This window comes from Nitrobacter vulgaris (assembly GCF_002028545.1).
Classification (GTDB): domain Bacteria; phylum Pseudomonadota; class Alphaproteobacteria; order Rhizobiales; family Xanthobacteraceae; genus Nitrobacter; species Nitrobacter vulgaris.
Genome location: NZ_MWPQ01000055.1, coordinates 47,320 through 59,540 on the forward strand (window position 1 = coordinate 47,320; position 12,221 = coordinate 59,540).

The following is a 12,221-nucleotide window of genomic DNA, read 5'->3' on the forward strand; positions in this document are numbered from 1 at the left end:
AACACCCGAAAGGCAAAACCTCGGCTCGCTCAGGCGTGACCGGCTTCGTTCGACAACATGCCCGGATCGATGCCGATCTTGTGCAGCGCGCGAGTATATTTATCCTCGATATCGTGGCCGAAGATCAGGTCCTGATCAGCCGGGCAGTGCAACCATCCGTTGTCCTGGATTTCCGTCTCCAGCTGACCCGGCGCCCAGCCGGCATAACCAAGCGCCAGGATCGCGTGTTTTGGGCCGGTGCCTTTGGCAATAGCTTCCAAAATATCGAGCGTCGCGGTCAGGCAGATGCCCTCGTCAATGGGCAGCGTCGCATCTTCGATGAAGAAATCGCTCGAGTGCAGAACGAAGCCGCGGCCGGTTTCGACCGGGCCGCCTTTCATCACTTTCATCGTCTCGGCGGTTTCCGGCAGCTTGATCTGGTCGGTTCGCTTAATGATGTCGAGTTGCACCAACAAATCAGTGAAGTCGACGCTTCCGGCAGGGCGATTGAGGATAATACCCATCGCTCCCTCGGACGAGTGCGCGCAAACATAGATCACGGATCGTGCGAACCGCTCATCTTCCATCACCGGCATAGCAATCAGCAGCTGGCCGTCGAGATAGTTGCGGTCATCAGTCTCCGTGTCTGCATCGTCGGTGTGACGACGGTCCCTGCCAGGCCCTTTACGCGCTGGATTCATCAGCAAATGACCCTCATGTTGCCCTTCCATCCTGATATTGGGCGTCCATTCTGTCAATCAACCATCCCGCCACGGCTAAACAGCACATCACAAGCAATTCAATAGTTTGGCTTCGGAGCAACCTGTAAAAAGACGCTGCATGATCATCAAAGTTCCTCTTTACGCGGTGCCCTGCGTTGCGGTCGCATTGCTGGGTTGTGCGCTTTCAATTCCTGCGACGGCCCAAGATTCCTCGCCATGGCAGCAAGGCAGCCACGCCGCCGTCCGCCTGCTCGCGGGCTCGCGCAGCGGAGCGGTACTGCTCGGTGGCATCGCGTTTCAGCTCGAGCCGGGTTGGAAAACCTTCTGGCGGACACCGGGCGACTCGGGCGTGCCGCCGCGGTTTGACTTCTCAAGGTCGGACAACGTCGATGCTGTGACTGTGCTGTGGCCCGCGCCATCGAAATTTCCCGACGGCGCGGGCGGTCATGCGCTCGGCTACAAGGAGCAGATCGTGCTGCCGTTGCGGATCGCAGCTACCAATGCCGAGAAACCGATCACGCTGCGCGCAACCGTCAATTTCGCGGTATGCGCCAAGCTGTGCATTCCCGCCGAAGCCACTATGGAGCTTGCTTTCGCCAGCGTCGCCAGCGCAGAGGACAGCGCGCTTGCCGCGGCGCTCGATATGGTGCCAAAGCCGGCCCGGATCGGGGACCCTAATCCCTTGACGATTCGCGACGTCAGGCGCGACGAGAAATCCACGGTGATCGTCGATGTCGCAACCTCAAATCCCAGGGACGAGGTCAACCTGTTCGTCGAAGGCCCGACGCCGGACTGGTCGCTGCCGATCCCGACCCGGCACGAGCACGCGCCGCGCGGGGTGAAACGATTTTCATTCAAGCTCGACGGCCTACCGGCGAACGCGAATGCTGAAGGCGCCGCGTTGAAGCTGACTCTGGTCGGCGACAAGAGCGCCTATGAATTCAATATCAATCTGAATTGATGGCGAACCGTCAGAGGCGATGCAAGCCTATCTGTTTCACCCAACAGAATCTTAAGGAATCGTTGCTTAAGTCCGGATCATGGCGCGCTTCCCGCGCCGAGGATTTCGCCGTGGCCATGACGGACACCCAACCCGCCCCTGCGAAGCGATCGCCCTTACTGACCGGACGATTGCGCGCAATAATGGGAGGTTCGAACGAGGCTTCGCTGACCAAGCGGCTCGCCGGCACGATCTTCATCATCCGGGTCATAAGCGCCGGCCTTGCATACGTGGCGCAAATCCTTCTCGCGCGGTGGATGGGCGGTTCCGACTACGGCGTCTATGTGTATGTCTGGACCTGGGTTCTGCTGCTCGGCAGCATGATGGATTTCGGCATCTCGGCCTCGGCGCAGAAGATCATTCCGGAATATCGCGCGAGCGGCGACGATGCACGGCTGCGCGGATTCCTGAGCGGCAGCCGCTGGATGACATTCATCGTTGCCTCGCTGGTCTCGATATCGCTCGCGGCCCTGGTCAGAGTACTGTCGCCGTGGATCGATGCGGCGACGGTCGTGCCGCTTTATGTCGGCTGCCTGACGCTACCGGCATTCGTGGTCGCCAACACCCAGGACGGCATCGCGCGTTCCCACGATTGGATGCGGCTCGGACTGATGCCCCAGTTCATCGTGCGGCAATCGCTGATTATCGGCTTCACCGCCGGCGCTTTCGCGCTGGGATTTCACCTCAGCGCCACCGTCGCCATGCTGGCCAGCGTAGCGGCGGTCTGGATTGCCATGATCGGCCAGATGATCGTACTCAATCGCAGATTGGGCACGATCGTAGCGTCCGGGCCGAAGGTCCACGATTTTCGCGGCTGGCTCTCGGTCTCGTTGCCGATTTTGCTGGTCGAGAGCTTTTATCTCCTGTTGTCCTACACCGATGTACTCGTGCTGCAGCAGTTTCGCTCGTCGGAGGAGGTCGGCGTTTACTTTGCCGTCGTTAAAACCTTGGCGCTGGTGTCGTTCATTCACTACGCTATGTCGGCGACAACGGCGCACCGCTTCACTGAATATCATGCCGCAGGCGACCGCGAGCGGTTGGCGGCCTACCTCGCCCATGCGATCAAATGGACGTTCTGGCCCTCGCTTGCGGCAACGTTGCTGCTGCTCGCACTCGGCAAACCGATGCTGTGGCTATTCGGTCCGCAATTCGTCACCGGCTACAGCATCATGTTCGTAGCCGCGATCGGGCTCGTGGTCCGTTCCGCCATCGGCCCGGTCGAGCGGCTGCTCAACATGCTTGGCCATCAGCACGCCTGTGCATCCGCTTATGCGCTGGCCTTCGGCATGAACGTCGCGCTGTGCTTCGCGCTCGTCCCGCGCTACGGCGGCCATGGCGCCGCCGCCGCCACTTCAATCTCGCTCGCGTTCGAAACGGTCCTGCTGTTCTGGATCGTCCGCCGAAGACTCGGATTGCATGTGCTGGCGTTTGGAAAGCGGGCCTCTGTATAAAAACGTCACCCCGTCGTGGCCGGATTTATTCCGGGGTATGGACGAAACAAATCCATCGTTCAGCGGAGAAGATTGCCTACGCTGCCGTCCAGCCGCCATCGATCGACAGGTTGCTTCCGGTGATCTGAGCGGCATCGTCGCCGCAGAGATAGAGCGCCAGCGCGGCGACTTGCTCCACGGTGACGAACTGCTTGGTCGGTTGCGCCGCGAGCAGCACGTCGTCCAGAACCTGCTCCCTGGTCAGGTTGCGCGCCTTCATGGTGTCGGGAATTTGTTTCTCGACCAGCGGCGTCCAGACATAGCCGGGGCTAATACAGTTGCAGGTGACTCTGTGCGGCGCGAGCTCAAGCGCCACCGTCTTGGTAAGGCCAGCAATTCCATGCTTGGCGGTCACATAGGCCGACTTGAAGGGCGAGGCCACCAACGAATGCGCCGATGCGGTATTGATGATGCGACCCCAACCGCGTTTCTTCATGCCAGGCACGGCGGCGCGGATGGCATGGAAGGCCGACGACAGATTGATGGCGATGATCGCGTCCCACTTCTCGATGGGAAAGTCCTCGATCGGCGCAACGAACTGGATGCCCGCGTTGTTAACGAGGATATCGACCGAGCCAAAGGTTGTTTCGCCCAGTTCGATCATGCCCGCAATTTCGGCGGGCTTAGTCATGTCGGCAGGCGAGTAGACCGCCTTGACCTTGAACTCCGCCTCGATGCCGGAGCGTTCCTTGTCGATTTCTGCCGCAGTGCCAAGCCCATTGATCACGACATTAGCGCCGGCGCCGGCGAAGGCGCGGGCATAGGCCAGCCCTATGCCGCTGGTTGATCCGGTCACGACCGCGGTCTTGCCTTTCAAGTTCGTCATCGCCTTCTCCTGTCGGAACAGCGGATCATCGACGGCGGTGCTTCTATCAAATCACGGGCTCACAGTATCACCGCTCAAGCCGGCCCGCGGCGCCTCCACGCTAATGCGCCTGAGGCGGCACCGTGACGTCGGTTCGCGCTCGGGTCGCAGGCGACACCGCTCCACGCAGTCGTTATCGCTCGTCGGTGGACGCCAATACCAGCGTCCAGAACACCTTGTATTTGGTATCCGGAGCATAGGTCGCTGCGATGCCCAATTTCGTGACGCCGTTCTTGAGCATGTTGGCCCGATGCGGGGGCGAATCGCGCCAGCCCGAGAATGCCTCGGCGAGGGTATGGTAACCGGCACCGATATTCTCGACCGCCAGCGTTGCCGGATAGTTGGCCGCCGCCAGCCGCTTGGGCAGCGTGCCGGCAATGTCGTGATCCATTTTATTGCGTTTGGCCATCACCATCGATTGGGTTTCGGCGACCTTCATGAGTTCGGGATCGACCGTCACAGGACCCAGGCTGTTATTAGCGCGATAGCCCGAAATCATGGAGGCCGCCACCGCGGCATCCAGCTTGGCTCCGCCATGGGCCATGTCGAGATAGAACGCCGGCTGCTCGTCAGACGGCGGTTTATCCGTAACGCATCCGGCCACGGTCAGCAGGCCAAGAAGCATGGCAAAGGTGCGGATCATCCTCGTATCCCGAATCCGAAGTTCTGCACTGCGCCCTTCGAACTTCGGATTCGAAAGGACGCGAGCAGCTTATACTTGCTAGAGGTCCATCGATCTTAACATTCGCCAAAGACGCGCTGAAAACAGCATGCGAATGTCGGAATCGGGCCACTAGTCCCCAATCAGTTGCAGGTGTTGCACATCAATGGTGGCTGAAAGGTGAATGAAGCCTTAGCGTACCGACACTGGCTTTCGCCTGTCTTGCGGCAATCTTTGATATGAACGCCGGATCAAAGGGACATAAGCGGCCGCACGATTCCAGATTTTGGTTCGCTTGATGGACTCACTGAGACAATGAAGGTCTGAACCAAAACCACGCTAGGCCGGATCCGCGAAAATACGATAACGCCGGGGCCGCAATCCGACGACCTCGCCATCCCGAAGCTCGCGATCACGCGGCGCATCGATCTCGATGATGGTTTCGCCCTGGCCGTCGGACAATGCGACGTCGGCGCGCTGGATCGGACCGAAGGTCCGCACCCGCCGCACGGTGCCCTCGAGGCCACCCCAGCCGGGCGGACTGATCTGCATATCGTGGCGGCGAACGAACAGCTTCGACGGCCCGGATACACCGCACTCCGCTGCGATATTCAGCGGTGTGCCGCCAAGCCGAATCACACCGTCCTGAACATCGACGGGCAAGACAATCGATTCGCCGATAAAGCCATGGACGAAGGCGGTCGCCGGGCTGTCATAAACCTCACCCGGCCTGCCGATCTGCTCGATCCTGCCCTTGTCCATCACCACGACGCGGTTTGCGACTTCGAGCGCTTCCTCCTGATCGTGAGTCACGAACACCGAAGTGACATGAATCTCCTCGTGCAACGAGCGCAGCCAGCGGCGCAACTCCTTCCGCACCTTGGCATCGAGCGCACCGAACGGCTCGTCCAGCAGTAGGATGCGGGGCTGGGTGGCCAGCGCTCGGGCAAGTGCGATGCGTTGACGCTGGCCGCCGGAGAGTTGACTCGGGTAGCGGTCAGCGAGCCAGTCGAGCTGCACCAGATCGAGCAATTCCCTGACTCGCGCGCGGATGCTGGCTTCGTCCTTGCGAACGGCGCGCGGCTGCACCCGCAGCCCGAACGCGACGTTTTCGAATACCGTCATATGGCGGAACAAAGCGTAGTGTTGAAATACGAAGCCCACCTGCCGCTCACCCGCCCCGCGCGCCAGGGCGTTCTCGCCGTCGAATGACACCGAGCCACCGTCCGGCCAGTCGAGCCCGGCGATAATTCGCAGCAGCGTCGTCTTGCCCGAACCCGACGGGCCAAGCAGCGCCAGTAATTCCCCATCCGCGATCGTCAGGTCGACACCACCAAGCGCGGAAAATGCGCCAAATCTCTTGACGATATTTTTTAGCTCAATGCTCACGCGCCTGCCGTCCCTCGTCGAGTTGCCCTTCGAGAATCGTTTTGGCAACCAGCGTGATCAATGCGAGCAACGCCAATAACGATGCTACCGCGAACGCCGCCACGAATTGATACTCGTTATACAGGATTTCAACCAGCAGCGGCATCGTATTGGTTTCACCCCGGATGTGACCGGAAACCACCGAGACCGCACCGAACTCGCCCATGGCGCGCGCGTTGCAGAGCAACACGCCATAGAGCAAGCCCCATTTGATATTCGGAAGCGTAACGCGAAAGAAAGTCTGCAGTCCGGAGGCGCCGAGCGATAGCGCGGCTTCTTCTTCCGCCGTTCCCTGCTCCTGCATCAACGGAATTAGCGCCCGCGACACGAACGGAAAAGTCACGAACGTTGTCGCCAATGCGATGCCAGGCAACGAAAACAGAATCTCGATGTTGTTATCTTGTAGCCAAGGTCCGAGAAAACCCTGTCCGCCGAACAACAGCACGAACACCAGACCGGAAACGACCGGGCTGACCGAGAACGGCAGATCGATCAAAGTGATGAGCAGCGTCTTTCCGGGAAACTCGAACTTGGCGACGGCCCATGCGGCAATCAATCCGAACACCAGATTGAGACCCACCGAGATCGCCGCAACCGTCAACGTCAACCTGATCGCCGATAACGCTTCAGGCTCGACAAGCGCCGCGAGATACACCCGCCCGCCCCTGGATAACGCTTCGACGAACACGATCGTCAGCGGCAACACGATGAACAGCGTGAGAAACAGGATACAAAGGCCGATCAACAGTCCACGCACCCAGCGCGGCTCGGAGCGGGCATCGGTCTGGTCAAGCGGAATCGCGATCGCGGCTTCAGACATCAACGCCACCTCTAGTACGCCTGCTCTTGCGACCGAGCCCAGCGCTGCAAGCGATTGATGACGAAGATCACCAGGAAAGACACCACCAACATGACCACGGCGATCGCGGTCGCGTCGGCGTAGCGGAATTCCGACAGGCGGATCACGATCAGAAGCGGCGCGATTTCCGACACGTTCGGCAGGTTACCGGCGATGAAAATCACTGAGCCGTATTCACCGACCGCGCGTGCGAATGCGAGCGCAAACCCCGTGAGCAGTGCCGGCACAAGGCTTGGAAGAACAACCCGCCACACTGTCTGCCATCGACTGGCGCCAAGACTGGCAGCGGCTTCCTCGATCTCAGGATCGAGATCGATCAGTACCGGCTGCACGGTGCGCACCACGAAAGGAATCCCGATAAACACCATCGCAACAAAAATACCGAGGGGTGTAAACGACACTTCGACGCCCAGCTCGGCCAGCGGTGCACCGAGCCAGCCATTCTGCGCGAACAGCGTCGTCAGCGCAATGCCGGCCACCGCGGTCGGCAACGCAAAGGGAATGTCGACGATCGCATCGAGAATGCGGCGACCCGGAAACCGGTAGCGTACCAGCGCCCAGACGATGACGCTGCCCATCACCAGATTGACCAGCGCGGCAAGGAACGCGAGTCCGAATGAAATCTTGAGCGCGTTCAATGTTCGCCGGCTGGTGATGATATCGAGAAACTGGGCAAAGTTCAGTTCAAATGACTTTAGAAACAATCCCGCAAGAGGGATCAGAACGATGATCGAAAGCCAGGTCAATGTCAGCCCCATGGTGAGGCCGAATCCCGGCAGCGTCCGACGTCGTCCCAATCCTCCTTTCACGTCGTCCCGCTCCGCCCCGTTGAATCAGTCCTGGTAGATCTGATCGAAGATGCCGCCTTCGCTGAAGTGCACCTTCTGCGCCTTGGCCCAACCGCCGAACACGTCGTCGATCTTGAACAGTTCAACCTTGGGGAATGCATCGGCATATTTCTGGATTATTTCCGGGTCAGTCGGACGGTAGTAGTTTCGCCCAGCGATATCCTGGGCGTCCTTCGTATACCAATATTTCAGATACGCCTCGGCAACGGCGCGTGTACCCTTCTTGTCTACCACTTTATCCACGACAGCAACCGGCGGTTCCGCCAGAATGGAGATCGACGGCACCACGATCTCGAATTTATCTTTTCCGAACTCCTTCAGCGCGAGAAAGGCTTCGTTCTCCCATGCCAGCAGCACGTCGCCGACGCCGCGCTCGACGAAGGTGACGGTAGAGCCGCGCGCGCCGGTATCGAGCACCGGAACGTGTTTGTAAATGTCGGCCACAAACTGTTTAGCCTTGTCTTCGCCGCCCAGCTTTTTCAGCGCAAAACCCCATGCTGCGAGATAATTCCAGCGCGCGCCGCCGGAGGTTTTGGGATTCGGCGTAATGACTTTGACACCGGGCTTGATCAGATCGCCCCAATCCTTGATAGCTTTGGGATTGCCGGTACGCACCAGAAAAACGATCGTTGACGTATAGGGAGATGAGTTCTCCGGCAACCGCTTCTGCCAGTCCTTAGCCAACAGACCGTGCTCCGCCGCCGCATCGATGTCATAGGCGAGCGCAAGGGTCACCACATCGGCCTGCAAACCATCGATCACTCCGCGCGCCTGCTTTCCGGAGCCGCCATGAGACTGCTTGATCTCGACGCTCTTGCCGGTTTCCTTTTGATAATGCGCCGCAAACGCCTTGTTGAAATCAGCATAAAGCTCTCGAGTCGGATCGTATGAGACATTCAGCAACGACACGTCGGCCGCGTAGGCAGAACCAGCCCATATCAATCCAGCCAAAACCATAAAGATTCGACGAAGCATTCCCATCTCCATAAGGCCCGCTCACGCGACGACCATTAGCGCCAGAACCCATGAAGAAACTCGTCAAAGGGCAGCTTCAAGTCAACGAAACGACATTTCAATGTTTGCGGCGGTGCAGAGTTATTCCTCTACGAAGTCTTCATCGTGTGGATGCCGCATTCCGTCTTGGCTCTGCCGCGCCAGCGGCCGGCGCGTGCGTCTTCATTCGCGGTCGCGCGCGAGGTGCATGGCATGCAGCCGACGGAGAGGAATCCCGACGCGATAAGCGGGTGCGGCGGCAGTTTCGCCGATGCATAGATCGCCTCGATGTCGGCGCGCGAGGCGTTCGCGAACGGATTGAACTTGAGCCGCGCGCCGTCGTCTTCCACGAATGGAATGTCGGCGCGAAGGCCACCCTGAAACCGCTTGCGACCGTTGATCCAGGCGTCGAACGGCTGAAGTGCGCGCGCAAGCGGCTCCACTTTCCGAATCCGGCAGCAGGCATCCGGATCTGAGTGCCATAACTCGCGATCAGGGTCCTCGCCTTTCAACGCATCCTCTGACGGCGGAATGGAGCGAACATCTGTCAGGCCGAGCGCCGCGATCAATGTGTCACGATAGGTCAGCGTCTCTTCAAACAGCCATCCGGTATCGAGAAAGATGACCGGAATGGCAGGATCGACGTCAGCCATCACCTTGAGCAGCGCAGCGGACTCGGTGCCGAACGACGAGACCAGCGCCAGCCTGTCTCGACCAACCGTGCGAAGCGCCACACTGATCACATCCGCGGGGGAAGCGCTGCGCAAAGACTCGTTTAGCGCGGCCGCAGCAGGCAATGCGGGGATCTCTGCCGCTGGAGCAGATTGCGCTGTCGCACCCGTCGCGGCGCTCTTTCGTTCAAGCAGAGAAGTCATTCTGCGGCCATCTGAAATGTCTGGAGGGAGGAATTCTGGCTCGCATTGCGCCACGGCGCGGAGTGCGAAACGACGTCACCGATCACAAGGATAGCGGGGCCACCCTCGACATCGCGAACCAGCGCCGGAAGGTGATCCAGTATACCGATGACGGATTTGGCATCGGGACGGGTGGCGCGGGCGAACACGCCGACCGGCGTTTCGGGCGAACGCCCGGCCTCCAGCAGCCCGCTGCGGATCGCCGCCGCCGCCGTGATTCCCATATAGACCACGACGGTCATCTTGCGGTCGGTCAGTGCCGACCAGTCGACGTTCGAAGCGTCGTGAGCCTTATGCGCGGTAAGAAAGGTGATGCGCAGCGCCTCTCGGCGGTAGGTGAGCGGCACTTCGAATTCCGCAGCCGCGCCGAGCCCGGCCGTAATTCCAGGTATAACCGAACAGGCGACACCGGCCTCTCGTAGCGCCTCTACCTCTTCGCCGCCGCGGCCGAAAATGAAGGGATCGCCGCCCTTGAGGCGGACGGCCCGCTGACCGGATTTGGCGGCATCGATCAGCAGCCGGTTGATGGCGTCTTGCCCGATGCCGGGTTTGCCGATGCGGCGACCCACCGGCACACGCACCGCGTCGCGGCGCGCGCGATCGAGAATCTCTGGCGTGACCAATTCGTCGTAAAATACGATGTCGGCATCCTGCAGCGCCCGCAGCGCCTTGATGGTGAGCAGATCCGGATCGCCCGGCCCCGCGCCGACCAGCGTGACGCGCCCTTCGATCTCGCCCGGAACAGATGCACCCGCATAAATAGACGGATCGACAATCGCCTTCAGTGAGCCTTCGGCCTCATCGGAACGGCCGGCAAGAATCGCCTCGCCGATCGGGCCGTCGATCACGCGCTCCCAAAAGCGACGACGCAACGGGAGGTCGGGAATGTGGTCATGAATTGACCTGCGCCAGCGCCCAATCATAGCCGCCAGGTCGCCTATACGCGCCGGCAAGGCTGCTTCGATACGTTCGCGCACACGCCGCGCCACCACGGGTGATGCGCCGCCGGTGCCGATCGCCGCCACCACGTCGCCGCGATCCACGATCGCAGGAACGATGAAACTCGAATGCGCAGGATCGTCCATCACATTGACGGGCACACCGGCCGACCGCGCACGCGCAGCGACGTGCTCGCCGATCTCCCCGGCGCTCGCGCAGAACACCGCGACGATGCCGCTAAGATCAACCGTGCGCGGATCGACTTCCCCTCTCTCGATCCGCGAAGCGGCAGCCGCGTCAAGACCGGGAACCGCGAAGTCACCGTCGGTGGCGTGCCAGCGCACATGCGCTCCCGCCGCAAGCAACAGGCGCAACCTGGCCCGAACCAGGTCGCCCGCTCCGACCAAAAGGATCGGACCGGCACTGGGATCGAGAAAGATCGGGAGGAACTTCATCTGGTGTTCTCTACTCCCTGGATAGGGTTGACTGAAATTATTTTCTATTTATGTATCTGACAAGATCACAAAACAGAAAATTATTTCTTCTATGCGAAGACCTAAGTATAGAATTTCCTACTTCAAAACACCACCCGGGCGAGATGCATCTTCTCAGCGTCCGGAATCCGCAATTCTGGCGACCGCTGACTTTGACGATCAGCGGCACAGCCGTCGACTGTGAACGACGAAAAAAGAAGCTAAGGAGCAGGCCATGCAGCCTGGAATGGACCATCTTGATGCGCTTGAAGCGCAGAGTATCTACATTTTCCGGGAAGCGTTTGCCCGGCTGAAAAAGCTCGCGCTGCTGTGGTCGCTGGGCAAGGATTCCAACGTGATGATCTGGCTGGCGCGCAAGGCCTTCTTCGGCCGGGTGCCGTTCCCGGCGTTGCACGTGGACACCGAGAAGAAATTCCCCGAAATGTACGCATTTCGTGATCGCTACTCGAAGGAGTGGGACCTCGACCTCAAGGTTGATTACTGCCCGCCGGTCGAAGCGATCGATCCGACCTTGCCGCCTGCCGCTCGCTCCGCGGCGCGCAAGACCGAGGGGCTGAAACTCGCGCTCAACAAATATGGCTTCGACGGACTGATCGCCGGCATCCGCCGCGATGAGGAAGCGACCCGCGCCAAGGAACGGGTGTTTTCGCCACGCGGCACCGAAGGCGGATGGGATGTACGCGACCAACCGCCCGAATTCTGGGATCAGTTCAATGCCTCGCCGCCTCCCGGCGCGCATTTGCGGATCCATCCGATCCTGCACTGGACCGAGGCGGATATTTGGGCCTACACCAAACGCGAGAACATCCCGATCATTCCGCTCTATCTGGCGAAGGAGGGCAAACGCTATCGTTCGCTCGGCGACGCCGACATCACCTTTCCCGTCCCTTCGACCGCATCGAGCATCGACGAGATTCTGATCGAACTCGAGGGCACCAAGATTCCCGAACGCGCCGGGCGCGCGCTTGACCACGAGACCGAAGACGCTTTCGAACGGCTTCGTGTCGCCGGCTATCTCTGATCTGAATC

General features: G+C 60.2%; 12 protein-coding genes. 3 read left to right on the forward strand and 9 right to left on the reverse strand.

Annotated features, from left to right (window positions below; genetic code table 11):
* Positions 1-29 precede the first annotated feature (29 nt).
* Positions 30-680, reverse strand: a complete 651-nt coding sequence (locus B2M20_RS15980) for a YqgE/AlgH family protein (RefSeq protein ID WP_079448128.1) — start codon at positions 678-680, stop codon at positions 30-32.
* A 139-nt stretch (positions 681-819) separates the two neighbouring features.
* Between B2M20_RS15980 and B2M20_RS15985 the strand changes: the two genes are divergently transcribed.
* Together B2M20_RS15985 and B2M20_RS15990 are read left to right on the forward strand one after the other, a co-directional pair.
* Positions 820-1,662: a protein-disulfide reductase DsbD domain-containing protein gene (locus B2M20_RS15985; RefSeq protein ID WP_079448026.1), complete on the forward strand. Its 843-nt coding sequence runs from the start codon at positions 820-822 to the stop codon at positions 1,660-1,662.
* Positions 1,663-1,778: 116 nt separating this feature from the next.
* Entirely contained in the window at positions 1,779-3,152 is a 1,374-nt protein-coding gene (locus B2M20_RS15990) for a flippase (RefSeq protein WP_087881213.1), read from the forward strand.
* Positions 3,153-3,228: 76 nt separating this feature from the next.
* Here B2M20_RS15990 and B2M20_RS15995 read toward each other — a convergent pair whose 3' ends face one another.
* From B2M20_RS15995 to cysG, 8 genes are all read right to left on the reverse strand, one after another.
* Complete coding sequence (locus tag B2M20_RS15995) at positions 3,229-4,017, reverse strand: 3-hydroxybutyrate dehydrogenase (protein ID WP_079448027.1); 789 nt, start codon at positions 4,015-4,017, stop codon at positions 3,229-3,231.
* Between the two features lie 172 nt (positions 4,018-4,189).
* A complete protein-coding gene (locus B2M20_RS16000) occupies positions 4,190-4,699 on the reverse strand; it encodes a CAP domain-containing protein (RefSeq protein WP_079448028.1) in 510 nt (169 codons plus the stop codon).
* A 357-nt stretch (positions 4,700-5,056) separates the two neighbouring features.
* Positions 5,057-6,106, reverse strand: a complete 1,050-nt coding sequence (locus tag B2M20_RS16005) for a sulfate/molybdate ABC transporter ATP-binding protein (protein WP_079448029.1) — start codon at positions 6,104-6,106, stop codon at positions 5,057-5,059.
* Positions 6,096-6,965: a sulfate ABC transporter permease subunit CysW gene (gene cysW, locus B2M20_RS16010; protein ID WP_079448130.1), complete on the reverse strand. Its 870-nt coding sequence runs from the start codon at positions 6,963-6,965 to the stop codon at positions 6,096-6,098. The genes B2M20_RS16005 and cysW overlap by 11 nt, the downstream gene beginning before the upstream one ends.
* A gap of 11 nt (positions 6,966-6,976) precedes the next feature.
* On the reverse strand, positions 6,977-7,813 hold the full coding sequence (gene cysT, locus B2M20_RS16015; protein ID WP_079448030.1) for a sulfate ABC transporter permease subunit CysT: 837 nt from the start codon (positions 7,811-7,813) through the stop codon (positions 6,977-6,979).
* Positions 7,814-7,837: 24 nt separating this feature from the next.
* Entirely contained in the window at positions 7,838-8,827 is a 990-nt protein-coding gene (locus B2M20_RS16020) for a sulfate ABC transporter substrate-binding protein (RefSeq protein WP_079448131.1), read from the reverse strand.
* A gap of 128 nt (positions 8,828-8,955) precedes the next feature.
* A complete protein-coding gene (locus B2M20_RS16025; protein ID WP_079448031.1) occupies positions 8,956-9,720 on the reverse strand; it encodes a phosphoadenylyl-sulfate reductase in 765 nt (254 codons plus the stop codon).
* Positions 9,717-11,153, reverse strand: a complete 1,437-nt coding sequence (gene cysG, locus B2M20_RS16030) for a siroheme synthase CysG (protein WP_079448032.1) — start codon at positions 11,151-11,153, stop codon at positions 9,717-9,719. Before cysG ends, B2M20_RS16025 begins: the two co-directional genes overlap by 4 nt.
* Before the next feature lie 253 nt (positions 11,154-11,406).
* Here cysG and cysD point away from each other — a divergent pair, with 253 nt between their 5' ends.
* A complete protein-coding gene (gene cysD / locus B2M20_RS16035) occupies positions 11,407-12,213 on the forward strand; it encodes a sulfate adenylyltransferase subunit CysD (RefSeq protein WP_079448033.1) in 807 nt (268 codons plus the stop codon).
* Positions 12,214-12,221: the final 8 nt, after the last annotated feature.

Excerpts from the sequence above, each read along its gene's own strand:
- B2M20_RS15980 (WP_079448128.1), bottom strand. The coding sequence starts at position 680 with ATGAATCCAGCGCGTAAAGGGCCTGGCAGGGACCGTCGTCACACCGAC.
- B2M20_RS15985 (WP_079448026.1), top strand. The coding sequence starts at position 820 with ATGATCATCAAAGTTCCTCTTTACGCGGTGCCCTGCGTTGCGGTCGCA.
- B2M20_RS15990 (WP_087881213.1), top strand. The coding sequence starts at position 1,779 with ATGACGGACACCCAACCCGCCCCTGCGAAGCGATCGCCCTTACTGACC.
- B2M20_RS15995 (WP_079448027.1), bottom strand. The coding sequence starts at position 4,017 with ATGACGAACTTGAAAGGCAAGACCGCGGTCGTGACCGGATCAACCAGC.
- B2M20_RS16000 (WP_079448028.1), bottom strand. The coding sequence starts at position 4,699 with ATGATCCGCACCTTTGCCATGCTTCTTGGCCTGCTGACCGTGGCCGGA.
- cysW (WP_079448130.1), bottom strand. The coding sequence starts at position 6,965 with ATGTCTGAAGCCGCGATCGCGATTCCGCTTGACCAGACCGATGCCCGC.
- B2M20_RS16020 (WP_079448131.1), bottom strand. The coding sequence starts at position 8,827 with ATGCTTCGTCGAATCTTTATGGTTTTGGCTGGATTGATATGGGCTGGT.
- B2M20_RS16025 (WP_079448031.1), bottom strand. The coding sequence starts at position 9,720 with ATGACTTCTCTGCTTGAACGAAAGAGCGCCGCGACGGGTGCGACAGCG.
- cysG (WP_079448032.1), bottom strand. The coding sequence starts at position 11,153 with ATGAAGTTCCTCCCGATCTTTCTCGATCCCAGTGCCGGTCCGATCCTT.
- cysD (WP_079448033.1), top strand. The coding sequence starts at position 11,407 with ATGCAGCCTGGAATGGACCATCTTGATGCGCTTGAAGCGCAGAGTATC.